Source organism: Bartonella sp. CL266QHHD (assembly GCF_042195355.1).
GTDB lineage: Bacteria > Pseudomonadota > Alphaproteobacteria > Rhizobiales > Rhizobiaceae > Bartonella.
Window position 1 is genome coordinate 1 of sequence record NZ_JBHIOD010000042.1, and the last position, 15495, is coordinate 15495.

Below are 15495 nucleotides of genomic sequence, written 5' to 3' on the forward strand. Positions count from 1 at the left end.
TCCCATGTCAATTCGATTTCAGAAATCAGTTTCTTTTGTTTTCTGGCAATATATTTCATTGCTGTCTCTAACTGATCTTCTATACCAAATTCACGACGGTTCTGGATTTCTTCTGATTTCACCGTATCACTTTTGGCAATGCGTTCGCTTAAAGCAGGGCTTGCCATAATCATTTGGTCAAGACGGGTTTTGGACAATTTCTTCGCTGTCTCAACCGTTGGCGTCACATAAAGGACAGGTCCCGGACTATAATGAATGGCATAACCGCAAAAGTTCAATTCTGCTTCTGACATGCCGATCTGCGTCCCTTTCATGACAATTGTTATTTCAATTGGCACGTAAGAGGAAAGGTTATCCATGATTTCGCGCAAATAAGGGGTACGCTTTGTTCTCCAAAGCCCAGGCTCAGCACTTGCTACGGTGCTAAGGTATCTATTCCCGCCCATTGCGAAACCTTGTACGGTGGGTCTGGTTGTCATGCGTCATTGGCATTGGCGAAAAATTCTTCGACTGCATTGTCATCCATTATTCGTTTCTTGCAAGTTCTCTAACTCTGGAGAATGTGGATCATGACAAGGCACTGGAATATTAACCGCTTCAAGCAAAGCTGTTCTCATAGTGTAATCAATAGCACCAATAAGGCTGGCTGTATCACATCCAACTTGTGCAGCAATGCTTGCACCAAAACGATGAGGAAAATTCAACATATGACATTACGGTGCGCTCTTCCAAACTCACGAGCTGCCTTTTCATTTCTTCTCGATCAACAGTGGTTTCGCGTAGTCGTTCAAGGGCAATTTTTTCGCTTTCAAACGCAACTTGCATTCGCTCCAGTTTTATCTTGTATTCATTGGCTCCATCTGTGGAAGCTTGTTTGATCTTTGTCCGCGGTTGTCCATCAGGCGCTAAAAGTGAAGCAGGGCGCTTTGTTGGATTCTCATTCCAGATGGCTGTGGCAAGGGCTTCATTGACAGAACCATCTTCAAAAAGAGCCGTATCAAATTTACCTGTCTTTATCCGAGAAACCACCGCATTATGTGAAACACCCATCTCTTCGTAAACGCACGAACCGATATCCCCTCACGATACTTCTTATTCATAGTTGCTCCTTGCCTTGATTTTTTTCCCATCTTGAGGAATGGGGTTTTCGGCGTATCAGGATAAAGAAAGCTTTACGTAACGAACTGAAAAACGGGCTTCAATGCGATAAGGAGACATTTTACATATCATACTGTACACACTAAATTCGTTATTTATCAATGTGTTAAGTGTACAATGTACAGTCAAATTGAAAATTCTGTCGCTAGCGATAGTTCGCGCTCGCCTGCCCCGCAACAGATCCAACCCGCTGGGAAGTAGATTTTACATTGATTTTATTGTATTTTTTCTGAAAAAAACCAAAACGAAAGTGATAATCTGCTTTAAAAATTACAATTAAAGTGAGTAATGTGTTGACATAGCTTAAGAACATTATTTAGCTTTCTTATTGGCGGCATATTCTTGACGAGCAAGTTGGTACTGTATGCTTTTGATTAGTCTTTCATTGGCTTCGTTTACAATAGCACTTGCAATTTCTGGCTTGGACATCACTTTAGCAATTGAAGGTCCTTCTTGTTTTGCAATGGGGAATTGATCTCCGTCATCTCTTTGAAACACATTCCCTCCCATTTTCAATTCAACACGCTTTGGAAAATTCCCACCTTTGATAAAAGCATGGGGTAAGATTTCTTTCTTTCCAAACATTTTGTATGTTACGCTGTATTTTGTTTCTCTTGCTTGAAAAAATTTAAGAGGTATCGGTGTTCCAGAACCAATGATATCTGTCTCGAGAAACCTTGCTGTCGCTTTTTCTTTAATATACCCCCCCTTTTTTGACACGCTTTGATTGGGCAGATGAGATGTCGCAACTTGCTTTTCAGTAAAGCGTTCAACTTGTTTTGCTGCGGTGTTTAGAGCATTACGCAGAGCCCAGTTAAGGCGTGGTGCTTGAAGACTGGTGAAGGTATCTTTTGCCTGTTGAAGATACCATTTTTGGTGGATGATTAATTTCAACGTCTAAGCCTTTTTAGGGGTAGGTGTTGATGACTTGGAAGTTTTAGATTCCTTTGGTTTTTCGAGTGAGGTTTCCTCTGTCACTGGTTCAGATGATGTTTGTACAGCTTCTTGTTCTATTTTCTTAATTTGTTCAACCGCCTTGTCAGGTTTTGCTGTTGTCTTGACTCCAACAAAAGGTTTTACAGCATTAGCGCGCTTGAGACGTGCGTAGACTTGATTGGAAACTTCAACAAATGGATTATTGGGTGTTGATGGTTCAAATCGAACAGTGCTTTTATTGTCTCCAATAACACACATTGGCTTAGTGATGACAGCTTTCATCAGTGCTCCTTTTGAGTCATAATTAATGACATCATTAGTCAAATATTAATTTTTGTTATTTGAAAAATAGATTAGCCAGAACTAGCAAGAAAACAGGGCTTTCTAGCTACATTTCAAGTTCACATTTTACTGAATTTTTAAGGGATATTTTTGAATTTTAGACGCAATTCAACTAGTGCCGTGCTGTTATTCAATACTATTTTTTACACCATGTCAACAAAAAAATCTATATTTTTTATTTTAAAATAGAATATATAGATTTTTCTAAAACATTTTAGATTTTATAAATTATTGTGAAATTATTATAGGAGGGAAAGACAATGACAGGTCCAGAAATATTAGATGCCATGTATATAATATCAATGATAGTTATATCCCTCTTAACTATAGCGTTTTGTTTGCCTGCCGCCTTTTGATTTTCATTAATAGTTTTCGGATCATATGCAATTACACGCTTTTGCAAAAAAAATCGAGAGTGAGAAATTTTTCCAGATTGATGAGCTAAATATTAAGCTCGTGACGGGCTGCTGTTGCCAAAAAAGCAGATCTTGTTAAACCTCTCTCTTGTGCACAATTATCAATTGCACGTAAAAGCCCTCGTTCAATTGATATATTTGTGCGTACCACTTCTGCATCATTTTCAATAAAGGGGACTTGTATTAAAAAAGCTCCTTCTGACAAAGCTGTTTTGACAGATTCCCGTTGTATGACGTCTTCAAATTTTGAAGGAATAGGCACTCTATCTATATCTTCACAATAAAGTTGGAGTGCTTCTGTTGCATTTGCGATTAAATTTTCTTCCTCATCAGCAGCAGAAAAAAGTTCCTCAAAATCAGGAAACTGAACACCAAAAGCAGAGTCTTCATCTTTATGAACAAGAGCAAAAAATCTTTTCATTCTTCTTCTCCTTCTTTTAACCAGCCTGCTTGTTGTGCGATAGAACGTGCTGTACCAATCGGAAGATTTTTTTAGGATGTGGAACGATAACAACCTTATCATCTTTTTTAAATTTATGATGAGAACCTTTTACTTTGATAAGTTCAAAGCCATCACGCTTTAATTTTGCAATGATTTTTCGGCTATCTTGTTCCATTACCTAAACTTATAATGTGTAAATATATACACATTTTAATGATTTTTCATCTGATGTCAATTCTTTTTTAACGGCTAAAATGCTTATGAAGCGCATTAAGAACAATACGCAAAGAATTAACAAGATGTGTTAGCGATTGATCTTCTATAACAAGATATTGTAATGCAGCATAAAGATTATACTGTCTATAGAGGTGTTGTGTTTCTTTGATAATCTCTTTCGTCTCTTCATAACAATGAGTTGCTCTTTCAATCCACCGTTTTTGTGCCTCCTCATTTGATGAAGGAGTAAAGTTATCATAAATTGCATTAGGCAATCCTTTTGCACATAGGTAATTGTTTTTCACTTCAAGATATTTTTGCGCATCATCATATTGGTCTTGATTGATTTCGCCTTGCAAATAAAGCCGCCCGATATAGGTACCGGAAAGCGGACTTTTAGCCTCTTCTATGGTCAAGCCAAAGCGTTTGGCACGCATTTCAATTGCCAATTTATCCATGGGTTCATGCGGTGTTTTTGCTCGTGAGATGCGTCCGTTTGGTTCTCTGATACATCCTTTAATCCGTGGACGACCACGTTTTGCACGTTTTTTTCTTTTTGTCATATTTTTTTTTTCAATCAGAATGGGATAGCATTATTAAGAGATGTGCTATGATCAGCAGCACCTGAAGCGATGGCATAATGTTGAGAAGTAATGGGTGAAGGGGTAGGGGATGCTGATTGATCTTTCTTTGCATCAAGCAAATACAATTCGCCTTTGAATTGCGGTAAAATAATCTCTGTTGTGTAACGGTCATGCCCATTTTTATCTTGCCATTTGCGTGTCTGTAATTTGCCTTCTACGTAAACCTTTGAACCTTTGTTTAGATATTGAAGTGCAATTTTTGCCAAATGTGGATTAAAAATCATAACAGAATGCCATTCAGTCTTCTCTACTTTTTGATGTGTATTTTTATCTGTATAGCTTTCAGAAGTTACCATACGAAAATTAACCACTTCTGCTCCAGAATTCATTGTTTTGCTTTCGGGATTAGCACCAAGGCGCCCGATTAACGTCACTTTATTTAGCATATTTGTAGCCCCATTAGATTAGCAATTTATACATGAAAAATCCTAGCATAATTTGCATATTTATACAATTATTTCAAAAGGATAATATTAATTATTAACATATAACATTATGTTTTGTGATGTACGTATAAAATAAGGAGATCAAGGTATTTTATTTTGCAAGCAGCGTTTCTTTTCCGTTCTCACCATGAATTCCTTGAACACTGTTAGATCTTGTTGTGAAAGACACTTAAAATTTCTAACAAACGTGCTAATAATTTCACGGTTAAGTGGATCAGAAGAATTCATTATAAAATTCTTTCGGCAAATATCAGCCTCTTTTCTTAAAAGAGAAGCCATGTTTTGATCTAAAGCGTACAGCTTTATGATCTTTTCTTCCATTCCTACTGGAACAGATTTTTTGCCAATCTCAACAGAAGATAAAAATGCTACAGAGATGCCTAGTTTATCAGCCATATCTAAGAGCCTTTCAAAGTGATCAAGGCGAATTTTGCGTAAAGTTTTGCCAAATGGTGTAAGCATGTGATTAAAGCTCCTATTCATGCAATCAAGCTGCTTTGAGACGTGATATTGTGTTTTTTTCTAAGAATTGAGGCATTTTGATTTTTGGTGAAAAAATCATCAGTTCAGTAGCTTTCCTTTTCTCTTGTAGAGAATATTGTAAGCTAAATTCTATTGAGAGATATTGCCTATACAATAATTTAATTTCTTCAACGTTGTCATAAGTAATTAGCCAAGGTGCCGTCACATGTTGGGAGATGACATTCTCTAAATTGTAGTGATCATTAGCTTTGTAAAACCAAGTATAAAGACCTTTTCCTTTTTTAAAATAAGGAGGGTCCATATAAAAAAAGGTGTTTTCATCAGTTCCATAACACAGCAAAAATTCCCGTGCATTTAAACGAGTTAAATGTATTCTATCTTTTTGTTCACTTATGCGAAGAATGCGTTCAATTATATTCTCTTTGTTAAATCGGCAATCTATTTTATAGGCACCGCTTTGTCCTTTCCCTCCAATTGGTCCAGCATTTTTAATAATTCCAGATCTATTTGTGCGATTCAAAAAGAGTGCTGCAAATCCTGCGCTAAGCACATCTGCACTTGCAGGAGAAATTTCTTTTTGTATGTACCATTCTTCTAAGTTAATGGTCGTTGTATTGATTTTTTCTATTAATTCTTCTGTCTTGTGCAAAACGCAATACCAAAAGCTCCAAATGAACAGATCAATATCGTTAATGTGAATATCTTTAACATCACCATTAAAAAGAAGCTTTAGAGCAAGTCCGCACCCGCCAGCAAATGGCTCTCTATAGGAACAGCCATTTAATGCATTTTTCTCAAATATTTCTTTGACTTTTCCATACAGTGCAGCCTTACCGCCTGGATATCTCAATGGTGAGCAGACATGAGTCATTGTTACGCGCCTTTTTCAATGATTTTTTGATGTTTTTGTTGATTTCATCTATGAACGTTGAGAAGAGACAACGTAATCTGAACAGTTTTATAAAATCGGAAATTTTACTTTTGGTTTTTAACTGAGCACTGTAGTGTGTAAATAGATATATTTATTAAACTGCGTGTACGTAACATAAGGAAAAATACACAGACTAAAAAGGAATACCAAAGAGCAATATCTGAGTACCAAAGTACAGTATCCAATGGAAAAGAAAGCTTGTACTCCACGTACTTAGAAATGAAAGGTAAAGAAACAGTTTCCTTATAACTATTTGGGAAAATTAAAACGACAAGCGCTAAACTTATTAGCTTTAAAAGTCTGTGCATATACTGTTGTAAATCACGTGTTAATGTCTTCCAACCTGTTGTATTGCCGCGTTTGTATTTTGGATTGTTCTGCAACTCAAAAGGAATATGAGAATTGCATAAAATTGCAAAAACCGCTGTGACTATTACCAAAGAAACAGATGCGAATGTCAAAATACTTTGAATAAAGTAGGGATTTTTTTTAATTCCTAAAAAGCATAAAAATATAAAAGTTATAATGCCAAACAAGGCTCTTAGCTGTTTATCTGTAAACATATTTATTTCCTGCGGTTTTCGATAATTTTTTGATCTCTTTATTGATCTCGTCTATAAGAGGTTCGTAATTGAGAACGCTTTTCGGAATATTCCCACCGTAAACCCATGCTTTTACTTGCGCTTTGGTACTAAAATCCGCATTTTCTGGTGTGGTATAATACTGGCCGCCATCAAACTTTTCACATTCTCTTGTGCCATCTTCATGTTCGTAGAGGTTGTAAAAATACTCCTCTGCTCCATCCCCCCAAGGAACATAACCAACAGCTGTTGCAACAAACTCTTTTTGCATGGGTTGTTTACGCTTTTTTAAGAACAGGTCTTTTAATATTCTCATGTTTTTAGTCCATAATTTTACCAATTGGTCTATTTACCTAAAATTTGACCGTACAGAGCGTTTTATATTACAGATATGGTTTTATCGTAAAATCTTTAAATCGCTTTGTACGGTATCTTTTTGTCGATTTAAACACATACCTAATCGTAAAATGATCAGCACTTTTCACTAGTTTGCTGTTTTAAGCCGCTTTAGAATTGCTACTGTCATGACACTCTTCACTAGGCTTGCCTATTCTCATGAATGAAATGCGCTTGCCTCCTAAGGCTAGGTTACGCGTATTTTCAACTGCTGTAAAAACTCTCTCAGCAACACCATAAAGCCTGCTTTCTAAATCACGACAATACTGCGCAAGATCAGCACAAGAGGGGACAAAGGTTGTTGACATGCCTTTAGCTTCTCCACGTATAAGATTTTTAACAGCTTGCAACAAAGACCAGAGTGAAATGCCGTTAAGAGCTGCGATATAAGCCTTTGCACGCGCTTCTACATTTGAAACTTTTTGCATTGTCAAACCACCTTCAAGCACATCAAGAGCCTCTGCTATGTCTTCAACAGACGCTTTCACGGTAAGTAAGTTTTGAACAGTCTGATAAGCTTCTAAAGCTTGTTTCTCTAGGGTTGCTGTCAATTGAATGCCATTTCTCAAGGTCCATGGAAACTCCAGAGTTACACATTGCTCTATCTGTTGCACGGTATCTTGTAGAGGTGTCACTAAGCTGTGTTGCACCGATAAGATTACGGATTGTCTCTCCGGTACCACCACGAGTTCTTTGATCTTTTGAAAAGTTTCCATTGTTTCCACCATTGTTATTCGTGTTTTTCGTTTTTTCTAAATCCTCGATAGCCTTTCGCACCCAGTTACGCCATGTTGCTTGCCAATCGGTTTTGGTTGCATTTGCTCCGGCTTTTGAACGCCAATAATCTCTAAACTTTGCGATTTCGACTTTCACGCGCTCTGGAGGCAAGCCCTTTGCAATGGCAAAATCGTAATCGGGTTCAAAATCCGTAGGCAATCGACAGCCGCGATTAGCTTGCGCTCGTTTTGCTTTTTGGGAAACGTTCTCTTGCTCGTGAAAGGGAGGTTGGTTTTCTACACCCGTTGTGATTTGCTCTGATGTGCTCTCAACAGCAGCAACCTCTGTTGGCTCGTCAACCAAATCGATTGTTTCTAAATCTTCAGAACCAATTTCTTTTTTTGCTAAAACGATAGTTTTAGTTTTTTTATTATAACTGTTAATGTTATTGTTTATGTTATATATATAGGCATCATTAAGCATGTCGTAAGCATCATGCTTAGCATCCTTAAGCATACTCTTAGCATCATACTTAACAGATTTAGCATCATTAAGCATGGCTTTAGCATCATCACAAGCATCATTTGTATGTTTATCCCATCTTGCCTGCGCTGCTTTCTTTGCTCTCTCTGAGAACTTCTTTGACCGAGATGTCTTCGATACCTTATCTAAGCTTTCATTAGAGTTATTGAGTTCTTCTTCAACTTTTAAACTCCATAAACATCCATCGTCTAAACTTTCGATATGACCTATGCTTATTAAAACTTCTAACGCTTTAATAAACATTTTTACTGAACAGCCAGTGTAATTAGCCCAGACCTTCGTGTTATTTAAAAGCGGTTCTCCAGTATAAAGCATTTGCAAACGCAACTTTATATAAACATTGCATTCAATGGGAGATAAACAAGCAAGATCAAGAATCCACCTATCTGCAAACAGCCTCGTCCACGGTAATTTACTGGACATGTGTCCTCCCTTCTTTCATTAAATATAAAATTGCTAAAGCATCTGCTTCGTTGTCGTCTTTAGGCGTATGTCCTTTTGCACATACCGCCTTAATCATTTCTTCTTTTGAGGCATTGCCTTTTCCTGTTGTTGCCTTCTTAATTGTGCCAACAGGAATGCCTTCATATGGTATCTGATGATGTTCACACCACGCTGTTAAGGTTGCTAGAAAGCCTCCGTAAATATGAGAAGCGTCTGTATCCACATGCCGGCGCACCTCTTCAAAATACACTGCGTCAATTTCATCAACAGACCTCTTTAGTTCAGTAAGCCACCGTTTAAAGCGTAAATAACGCATACTACCGCCTTCAAAACGGCGTGGTTGAAAATCTTCTGTATCGCTTGTGATAAAACCATCCGCACCACGTATCGCCCAGCCTGTCTTGGTCCCTAGATCAAGACATAAAATGGTTTGTGCGTTAGTGATCATAATCCCCCCTTAAGGCTCTACGTATTTATATGTGCGCTATGACAGAGCGCGTAGTTATAAGTTTTAAAAAATTGGATTAACTCAATTCAGACACACACTGCACACATCATTTATTAATTCGATTTCTTCTTTTCTTTTTTCGATGAGTTTATCCCTTAAGAAATCAAGCCTATTTTTGACTAAGGCTATAAACAAGATCAGCTCATTTAAGCGATAAAAAGAAGACAACTCTTGAGAAAAATAATTATCAAACCAAGTTGTAAAAGCTTGCGTAAACACAGATAAAAACCATTGATTAAAATCATCGTACGGCAATAACGGAAAATATTTTCTATCATCACGCGCAAAGATACTATGCAGCATATAGACAAGACAACCTGTTGATGAGGGGTCTATGCTTATTTCAAAATATGCATCTTGAGTCGAAACGACACCATAATATATGTTTTTCTGTCCAATCTTATTAACAAGGTCAATCAACTGGACTTTGCTTATAGTGATCTGTGGGACATCTATCATCTCTAATCTTTCTTCTTTAAGAGTGTGTATGCTGCTGTTGCTGTTCATTATTATCTGTAGAGGCGGCACTCTGAGAAGATATTACTGTTTGTGATGTATTTGGTGTACTAACTTTCTCCACCAGATGAAGCGTATCTTTTCTTCGTTTTGTCATTGGACGAATAACTCTATGGGATTTACTCCCATAATTATGTAGGAACCAATCTAGCGTAACCCAAGATAGACCTTTGACTTTAGACAACTGAATAATTATATTCCAGTATTTTGGAGAAATACTATTGCGATCACGCATTTTACGCGCAGCCTCATAGCTACAACCAATTTCCTTTGCAAATTGGCGTATAGATCCCAAAGACTCAATCAAACTTTTGACATAAAAATCATTAACCATGACACATGCAGTACATTACGTACAATTTTAAATCAAGATAAAATCGTACACAATGAATTAAAAAAATAGTGGATAATGTACAAATGACTTATTTGCCAAAAGATAGACTTAAAATAGCGCGTAAGAATGCTGGATATGCGACACCAAGCGAAGCTGCGCGCGCTATACCAGCTCTTAATCAAAATACCCTAATTAGTCACGAAAATGGAAATCGTGGTATTTCGCGCCAAATAGCCGAACTCTATGGACAAGTATTTAATGTAGATCCGGGGTGGATTTTGTATGGCGAGTCTCCTCAAGAAAATCCTAACCTCAATATAAGTATTCCTCTCGTTTCATGGATTAGCGCTGGAGAACTAAGTGAGCAAGATGGGATAATGGATTTTTCAGATTATCCTATGACAGAGGCTGTTAATCTTCCTGCCGGTGAATGGATTGCTTTACGTGTAGATGGCGCATCTATGAATAAAATTAGCCCTCCAGATTCTATAATATTTGTAAATATGCGAGACAAAAAACTTGTACCTAATGCCTGCTATGTAATTGCAGATGAATCTGGACAAGCGACATATAAACGATATAGACCTAATGATGATCCTCCTTTTCAGCCTGCTTCATACGACAAAACAATAAAGGCTCCAAAACTTGAAGGCGCTATCTCTATAATAGGTCGTGTACGGCGCACTATTCTTGATATGTAAACATAATACGATTCTCTGTTCACGTTATCAATTAGATTGCCATCAACAGATTGAAGCAAGTTTGATTGATTTTTATCAGTAAACAGCAAACTTTTGATTCTCTAAATTATGCCGTGATTCGTCATTTTTTTATTTTTTAAAAAAATAGTACATTATGTACTTGACTGTATTTCGTGCATAGTGTACTAATATATCCATAAACCACGCACAAACAATCGCCAAGAGGCGTTAGGGAGGAAAAATTATGGATAAGCCAATTCTTATAAATTCTGATGAAATTTTATTAGTTGTCTATGGTGATGATCAAAACATTGGTCGATCGGGACCACTGGATAAAAGCCAAATTCTAAGCATTGTTGATGAGGCAGATGATGCAATCCAAATCTTTCGCATCAATCCTTCTGAAAGGAACTGTGAAGATATTTCTGAAGAAATCGAAGCGCCATATGTAAAAGAAAATATTGAACAACTAGAAGACGCTAGTGAGGTTCATAACTTTATACGTGAAAGTGATGTTTACAATAGACTTTTAGACGAGATCGCAGACGAAAAATATAATGATGAGATTTACGGTACTTACGAACAACAACACCGTTTGCGTCCTTGTGATGTGCTTTAAATTCTGAAGGGCGCATTTAAAAGCGCCCCCTTTAATCCATCAATAATTAATTAGAGTAAACTCATGAACACACATGACACTAATAAAGATAGTGAAGGATATCTCATACCTGAAAACGAGGTAGAAGACAAAATCGATTATGTCCAAATGGTCAATGCCCATGTAATGCATAGGCACTTACACTTGAAACAAGATTTTTCCACTTGGTTTAATGATTGTGTTGAAAAGCTTGATCTAAAAGAAGGCGTGGATTTGGTTTTTACAAAACAAGAATGGAACAGACAGAAGATTTGTCCAAAATCTGAAATAGAAACAGATAAAACCGATAATCATTACTTCAAAATTCACGCAGCAAGTAAAATCGCTAAAGCAGAGCGCCATAGAAACTATGGCAGAATATTATACCAAAACTTGTGTTTTCATTAATTAAGGGGGTGATGATGAAAAGCCTTATTATAACATCTGAAAAATATGAACTTTTTGAAAGGAGTTCATCATAAATACTCTCATAGAGATTAAAGAAAAAACCATTGATAAGGAAACTGTTCAGACAGTAAATGCACGTGATCTGCATGCATTCTTAGAGGCAAAACGTGACTTTTCCAATTGGATTAAGGACCGTATTACCAGATACAATTTTATAGAAGGACAAGACTTTGTAAAAAAACAAGATTTGCGGTCCCCAAAATTGGGGAGCGCAAAATCTAGAGCTGTTACAGCTATAGACTATCACCTCACATTAGACATGGCAAAAGAGCTCGCCATGGTAGAGCGTAATGAAAAAGGTAAACAAGCCCGTCAATATTTTATTGAATGTGAACGGCGTGCAAAGAAACCTTTAGACCTTGCAAATGCTTTAGAAGATCCTCTCTTTGTTAAGAAACTTCTTTTAGAAAGCGTCACACAATTAGAGACCTTAAAAAGTGAAGTGAGTATCCTTAAACCAAAAGCAGCTGCTCTTGAAAGTTTGCAACGTCACAACGGACTCTTCGGTCTTACAGAAGCCGCTAAAATACTCGAGATGCAACCAAAACAGTTCATTCTCTTCTTACAGCAAAAAGGGTGGATTTATAGACGTGCAGCAGGTGGAAATTTGCTTCCTTATCAAGACAAAATCCAAAAGAAACTTATGGATTGCCCAACCATTACACTTAAAACCGCAAATGGAATAGAAAAAGTCATTCCTTGCGCAAAAATCACAGCAAAAGGAATTGGTGTGCTGTCTCAAGAGCTTAAAAGACAAAGCATGCATTAAGAGGAGGTTATTATGATAAAAAAGAAATACGAACTGACAGACGCAACAATCGAAGTTAATGGCAGAACTCTCCACCGCATTCGCGCCTTACGAGACTTTGGAAACGTCGAGAAAGGCGATTTAGGGGGGGGTATAGAGCATGAGGGCAATTTAAGTCACGAAGGGGATTGCTGGGTTGGTGATAATGCATGGGTTTATGAAGGTGCCAGTGTTTATGATGATGCACAAATTTCTGATAATGTTCAAGTTTTTGGTAATGCAGAAGTTTACGAGGGTATACATTTTTATGGATATATAGAAGTTTACGGCGATGTACGTGTTTTTGGTAACTGCGATGCTATATACATTGCCAATGATGCAGGTGCTTATGGGTATGTTGATAATATTGACCTCACCTCAACTAGAGAACAAACCAGATGAAAAAATACCGACTACTAATCTTATAGTGTCTCTATAAGCCGTTTCTAACCACACAAACAACTTTTTAAAACATGCGTGATTCACGCCACAGGAGAATTGCGCTCAAATAGGAGGAAATCAAGATGAGTGAACTAAGTACCACACAAACGGAATTAGTGGAAACAACGAACGATTGTGAAATCAAACCTACAGCTATGGAGCTTCTTTTAGAAAGAGCTTTAGAAAATGATGTCGATATGGATCGTCTCAAGCGTCTTCTTGAATTGCGAGAACAAGAGATAAAACGACAAGAGCGCCAAAACTTTGTCCGTGATCTTTCGGCTATGCAAATGGAATACAAAAATATCGAACAAAACGCCATTAATACACATACTAAAAGCCTCTGTACCACGCTTGATAAATATATTGATGCTATCAAAGGACCTCTTGCAACACATCACTTTGCCTTGTTTTCTCGTATCAAAGACCAGAGTTCAAATGACATAACTGTAGAAATGACTTTAAAGCATATATCGGGCAATGAAATATCAACAGAAGGAACATTTCCTTTTGATGCTACAGGGAGCAAAAATAACATACAAGCGGGTGGTTCTACTCTCACCTACGCACGTAGATATCTCTTAGGCATGCTTCTTAATGTTGCAAGAAAAGAAGACGATACAGATGGCAACACGCTTCTTGCAGGTATATCTCCTGAACAAATGAATGAAATCAAAGAATTAATTAAAAAAATACAATCTGAAGAAAGTAAGCTTATCTCTTTCGTAGGAGCAAAAAATCTAACAGATATGTCTTATAAACACGCACAAATCGCTTTGTTTTCTTTGAAAAAAAAGCAACGTTCACAAATGAATAAAGCACAACAATCCTTACCACCACAAGAGCAACAAACGGCGGTGTGAGATGGAACAAAGAACAGCAGAATGGTTTCAAGCGCGCTTAGGAAAAGTCACCGCATCTAATGTTTACAACGTACTCAGTAAGACAGCTAAAGGTTTGCCTACAAGCAAATATGAAGATTACAAAACGAAACTCATGACAGAACGCTTAATAGGGGAAATAAGCCAATCTTATACAACACCTGCTATGCAATGGGGCATTGAACATGAAGAGAATGCCTTGAGAGAATATGAATTCATTTATGACGCAGAAGTCACAAGATGCGGGTTTATCCCACACCCAAAAATGGAAATGGCGGGGGCTAGTCCTGATGGGTTGATTGGAGAGGACGGTTTAATCGAAGTCAAATGTCCACAATCAACCACGCATTTGCGCTTCTTTATTTATGACGAAATCAAACCAGAATATCACGCACAGATGCAATTCCAAATGGCTTGTACAGGACGCAAATGGTGTGATTTCATGAGCTATAATCCAAACTTTGTAGGCAAATCTACTGGTTTGAGAATGAAAATCAAACGCATCCTCCGCGATGAGGAACACATTGAAGAGATTAATAAAGCTGTCGAAATCTTTTTAGGGGAAATAGAACAAGAGATGCAAAAGATTTTGACAAAAGCTGCTTAAACCTATGTGGGTGCTCTCTCCTCCCAGCACCCACACCCATTTACTAAGGAAATTAAACGTGTGTAACACCAAACATATTATCATACAGCCTGCTAAAGATGAGGAATTTTGTTTTTTTACCATTGGCTATGAAGGTAAGTCCCTTGAGGATTATCTTAGTTGTCTCATAGAAAACAATATCAAAACTTTATGTGATGTTCGTAAAAATCCAATAAGTAGAAAACACGGATTTTCGAAAAGACAATTAGAGAAAGCTGTGAGCAATATTGATATTGAATATATGCATATGCCTGAACTTGGAATTGCTTCTGAAAAACGAAGAAATTTGAAAACACAAAAAGATTATGACCGCCTTTTTGAAGATTATCAAAATACAACTCTCAAGAATAATTCTTGTTCAATAAACAAATTATATAAAATGTTTTTAAACAAAAAGCGCGTTGCAATCACCTGTTTTGAAGCCAATGTATGCATGTGTCATAGAGGACAACTCGCATTAGCTCTTACTCAATTGCCTGATTGGGAATATGAAATTAAGCACATCTAAAAAATAAACTTGCAAATTTTTAAAAGTTGGAGTGCTTCACATGCCTTCCAGCCCCCCACCCATTTAATTAACATAAAAAAGAGAAAGGTAATGAGATGATATTTGATGATGGAGATAGATATGTAACGACACGTGAGTGTGCACAGCTTTTTAGTGTATCCACAACAACGATTCGCAATTGGGTGCTTCAGGGGTTGTTTCCGGAGCCATATAAGCTAGGGAGAGCAGTGAGATGGAGAAAAAAAGAGATCTTAGCCTTCACTCCAAAGAAAAATAAGGAGCAAATAAGAACAAATTAGGTAAAATTATATAAACTGTAGAAGGTGGTCTAAAAGGTGGTCTGAAAATAGCTATTTAAAGAAAAAATCTATAT

23 protein-coding genes and 3 pseudogenes are annotated in these 15495 nt (G+C 37.1%); 9 read left to right on the top strand and 17 right to left on the bottom strand.

Going from position 1 to position 15495, the window contains the following annotated elements; all coding sequences use genetic code 11:
* The 17 genes and pseudogenes from ACFIK7_RS05225 to ACFIK7_RS05305 form a co-directional block, all read right to left on the bottom strand.
* Window positions 1-479, bottom strand: a 479-nt coding sequence (locus tag ACFIK7_RS05225) for a phage terminase large subunit family protein (protein WP_375663044.1), incomplete at its 3' end; no start/stop codon positions are given.
* Between the two features lie 39 nt (window positions 480-518).
* A pseudogene (locus ACFIK7_RS05230) lies at window positions 519-1100 on the bottom strand (hypothetical protein).
* Between the two features lie 370 nt (window positions 1101-1470).
* Window positions 1471-2052: pseudogene (locus ACFIK7_RS05235) on the bottom strand (hypothetical protein).
* Between the two features lie 3 nt (window positions 2053-2055).
* On the bottom strand, window positions 2056-2376 hold the full coding sequence (locus ACFIK7_RS05240; protein WP_273790989.1) for a hypothetical protein: 321 nt from the start codon (window positions 2374-2376) through the stop codon (window positions 2056-2058).
* A 501-nt stretch (window positions 2377-2877) separates the two neighbouring features.
* On the bottom strand, window positions 2878-3273 hold the full coding sequence (locus ACFIK7_RS05245) for a type II toxin-antitoxin system HicB family antitoxin (RefSeq protein ID WP_273790990.1): 396 nt from the start codon (window positions 3271-3273) through the stop codon (window positions 2878-2880).
* Window positions 3270-3469, bottom strand: a pseudogene (locus ACFIK7_RS05250) (type II toxin-antitoxin system HicA family toxin). The gene ACFIK7_RS05245 and the pseudogene ACFIK7_RS05250 overlap by 4 nt, the downstream one beginning before the upstream one ends.
* Before the next feature lie 67 nt (window positions 3470-3536).
* Window positions 3537-4073: a hypothetical protein gene (locus ACFIK7_RS05255; RefSeq protein WP_375631771.1), complete on the bottom strand. Its 537-nt coding sequence runs from the start codon at window positions 4071-4073 to the stop codon at window positions 3537-3539.
* A 14-nt stretch (window positions 4074-4087) separates the two neighbouring features.
* Window positions 4088-4540: a single-stranded DNA-binding protein gene (ssb, locus tag ACFIK7_RS05260; RefSeq protein WP_375631773.1), complete on the bottom strand. Its 453-nt coding sequence runs from the start codon at window positions 4538-4540 to the stop codon at window positions 4088-4090.
* Between the two features lie 141 nt (window positions 4541-4681).
* Window positions 4682-5062: a helix-turn-helix domain-containing protein gene (locus ACFIK7_RS05265; protein WP_375658270.1), complete on the bottom strand. Its 381-nt coding sequence runs from the start codon at window positions 5060-5062 to the stop codon at window positions 4682-4684.
* Window positions 5063-5087: 25 nt separating this feature from the next.
* Window positions 5088-5954 (bottom strand): DNA adenine methylase, encoded by an 867-nt coding sequence (locus tag ACFIK7_RS05270; protein ID WP_375663045.1) that lies wholly within the window; start codon window positions 5952-5954, stop codon window positions 5088-5090.
* Window positions 5955-6058: 104 nt separating this feature from the next.
* Window positions 6059-6577, bottom strand: coding sequence for a hypothetical protein (locus ACFIK7_RS05275; protein WP_375663046.1), 519 nt, complete (start codon window positions 6575-6577; stop codon window positions 6059-6061).
* Window positions 6564-6911, bottom strand: coding sequence for a hypothetical protein (locus ACFIK7_RS05280; protein ID WP_375663047.1), 348 nt, complete (start codon window positions 6909-6911; stop codon window positions 6564-6566). Before ACFIK7_RS05280 ends, ACFIK7_RS05275 begins: the two co-directional genes overlap by 14 nt.
* A 181-nt stretch (window positions 6912-7092) precedes the next feature.
* Window positions 7093-7479 (bottom strand): hypothetical protein, encoded by a 387-nt coding sequence (locus ACFIK7_RS05285; RefSeq protein WP_273754097.1) that lies wholly within the window; start codon window positions 7477-7479, stop codon window positions 7093-7095.
* The gene (locus ACFIK7_RS05290) at window positions 7463-8674 is read right to left on the bottom strand and encodes a hypothetical protein (protein ID WP_375637867.1); all 1212 of its coding nucleotides are present in this window, start codon (window positions 8672-8674) and stop codon (window positions 7463-7465) included. Before ACFIK7_RS05290 ends, ACFIK7_RS05285 begins: the two co-directional genes overlap by 17 nt.
* On the bottom strand, window positions 8664-9143 hold the full coding sequence (locus ACFIK7_RS05295) for a crossover junction endodeoxyribonuclease RuvC (RefSeq protein WP_273790999.1): 480 nt from the start codon (window positions 9141-9143) through the stop codon (window positions 8664-8666). The genes ACFIK7_RS05290 and ACFIK7_RS05295 overlap by 11 nt, the downstream gene beginning before the upstream one ends.
* 81 nt (window positions 9144-9224) lie before the next feature.
* Window positions 9225-9662 (bottom strand): hypothetical protein, encoded by a 438-nt coding sequence (locus ACFIK7_RS05300; protein ID WP_273791000.1) that lies wholly within the window; start codon window positions 9660-9662, stop codon window positions 9225-9227.
* Between the two features lie 16 nt (window positions 9663-9678).
* Window positions 9679-10053, bottom strand: coding sequence for a hypothetical protein (locus ACFIK7_RS05305; protein WP_273791001.1), 375 nt, complete (start codon window positions 10051-10053; stop codon window positions 9679-9681).
* An 83-nt stretch (window positions 10054-10136) separates the two neighbouring features.
* Here ACFIK7_RS05305 and ACFIK7_RS05310 point away from each other — a divergent pair, with 83 nt between their 5' ends.
* The 9 genes from ACFIK7_RS05310 to ACFIK7_RS05350 all read left to right on the top strand — a co-directional run bounded on the left by ACFIK7_RS05310 (window position 10137) and on the right by ACFIK7_RS05350 (window position 15421).
* The gene (locus ACFIK7_RS05310) at window positions 10137-10754 is read left to right on the top strand and encodes a S24 family peptidase (protein WP_273791002.1); all 618 of its coding nucleotides are present in this window, start codon (window positions 10137-10139) and stop codon (window positions 10752-10754) included.
* A gap of 244 nt (window positions 10755-10998) precedes the next feature.
* Window positions 10999-11373 carry a hypothetical protein gene (locus tag ACFIK7_RS05315; protein WP_375663048.1) on the top strand — a complete coding sequence of 125 codons (375 nt, stop codon included), beginning with the start codon at window positions 10999-11001 and terminating at the stop codon, window positions 11371-11373.
* Window positions 11374-11436: 63 nt separating this feature from the next.
* Window positions 11437-11799 carry an antA/AntB antirepressor family protein gene (locus ACFIK7_RS05320; protein ID WP_273791004.1) on the top strand — a complete coding sequence of 121 codons (363 nt, stop codon included), beginning with the start codon at window positions 11437-11439 and terminating at the stop codon, window positions 11797-11799.
* A gap of 70 nt (window positions 11800-11869) precedes the next feature.
* Complete coding sequence (locus ACFIK7_RS05325; protein WP_375663075.1) at window positions 11870-12628, top strand: antA/AntB antirepressor family protein; 759 nt, start codon at window positions 11870-11872, stop codon at window positions 12626-12628.
* Window positions 12629-12640: 12 nt separating this feature from the next.
* Window positions 12641-13048 (top strand): hypothetical protein, encoded by a 408-nt coding sequence (locus ACFIK7_RS05330; RefSeq protein ID WP_375643734.1) that lies wholly within the window; start codon window positions 12641-12643, stop codon window positions 13046-13048.
* 122 nt (window positions 13049-13170) lie between these two features.
* Window positions 13171-13950 carry an ERF family protein gene (locus ACFIK7_RS05335; protein WP_375631107.1) on the top strand — a complete coding sequence of 260 codons (780 nt, stop codon included), beginning with the start codon at window positions 13171-13173 and terminating at the stop codon, window positions 13948-13950.
* A gap of 1 nt (window position 13951) precedes the next feature.
* Entirely contained in the window at window positions 13952-14575 is a 624-nt protein-coding gene (locus tag ACFIK7_RS05340; RefSeq protein ID WP_375663049.1) for a lambda exonuclease family protein, read from the top strand.
* A 58-nt stretch (window positions 14576-14633) separates the two neighbouring features.
* Entirely contained in the window at window positions 14634-15122 is a 489-nt protein-coding gene (locus tag ACFIK7_RS05345) for a DUF488 family protein (protein WP_375663050.1), read from the top strand.
* Between the two features lie 95 nt (window positions 15123-15217).
* Complete coding sequence (locus ACFIK7_RS05350) at window positions 15218-15421, top strand: AlpA family transcriptional regulator (RefSeq protein WP_005865986.1); 204 nt, start codon at window positions 15218-15220, stop codon at window positions 15419-15421.
* Window positions 15422-15495: the final 74 nt, after the last annotated feature.

Coding starts and splice junctions, on each gene's coding strand:
- ACFIK7_RS05350 (WP_005865986.1), top strand. CDS start 15,218: ATGATATTTGATGATGGAGATAGATATGTAACGACACGTGAGTGTGCA.
- ACFIK7_RS05245 (WP_273790990.1), bottom strand. CDS start 3,273: ATGAAAAGATTTTTTGCTCTTGTTCATAAAGATGAAGACTCTGCTTTT.
- ACFIK7_RS05320 (WP_273791004.1), top strand. CDS start 11,437: ATGAACACACATGACACTAATAAAGATAGTGAAGGATATCTCATACCT.
- ACFIK7_RS05315 (WP_375663048.1), top strand. CDS start 10,999: ATGGATAAGCCAATTCTTATAAATTCTGATGAAATTTTATTAGTTGTC.
- ACFIK7_RS05255 (WP_375631771.1), bottom strand. CDS start 4,073: ATGACAAAAAGAAAAAAACGTGCAAAACGTGGTCGTCCACGGATTAAA.
- ACFIK7_RS05340 (WP_375663049.1), top strand. CDS start 13,952: ATGGAACAAAGAACAGCAGAATGGTTTCAAGCGCGCTTAGGAAAAGTC.
- ssb (WP_375631773.1), bottom strand. CDS start 4,540: ATGCTAAATAAAGTGACGTTAATCGGGCGCCTTGGTGCTAATCCCGAA.
- ACFIK7_RS05265 (WP_375658270.1), bottom strand. CDS start 5,062: ATGCTTACACCATTTGGCAAAACTTTACGCAAAATTCGCCTTGATCAC.
- ACFIK7_RS05335 (WP_375631107.1), top strand. CDS start 13,171: ATGAGTGAACTAAGTACCACACAAACGGAATTAGTGGAAACAACGAAC.
- ACFIK7_RS05280 (WP_375663047.1), bottom strand. CDS start 6,911: ATGAGAATATTAAAAGACCTGTTCTTAAAAAAGCGTAAACAACCCATG.
- ACFIK7_RS05240 (WP_273790989.1), bottom strand. CDS start 2,376: ATGAAAGCTGTCATCACTAAGCCAATGTGTGTTATTGGAGACAATAAA.
- ACFIK7_RS05305 (WP_273791001.1), bottom strand. CDS start 10,053: ATGGTTAATGATTTTTATGTCAAAAGTTTGATTGAGTCTTTGGGATCT.
- ACFIK7_RS05300 (WP_273791000.1), bottom strand. CDS start 9,662: ATGATAGATGTCCCACAGATCACTATAAGCAAAGTCCAGTTGATTGAC.
- ACFIK7_RS05290 (WP_375637867.1), bottom strand. CDS start 8,674: ATGTCCAGTAAATTACCGTGGACGAGGCTGTTTGCAGATAGGTGGATT.
- ACFIK7_RS05310 (WP_273791002.1), top strand. CDS start 10,137: ATGACTTATTTGCCAAAAGATAGACTTAAAATAGCGCGTAAGAATGCT.
- ACFIK7_RS05275 (WP_375663046.1), bottom strand. CDS start 6,577: ATGTTTACAGATAAACAGCTAAGAGCCTTGTTTGGCATTATAACTTTT.
- ACFIK7_RS05270 (WP_375663045.1), bottom strand. CDS start 5,954: ATGACTCATGTCTGCTCACCATTGAGATATCCAGGCGGTAAGGCTGCA.
- ACFIK7_RS05330 (WP_375643734.1), top strand. CDS start 12,641: ATGATAAAAAAGAAATACGAACTGACAGACGCAACAATCGAAGTTAAT.
- ACFIK7_RS05295 (WP_273790999.1), bottom strand. CDS start 9,143: ATGATCACTAACGCACAAACCATTTTATGTCTTGATCTAGGGACCAAG.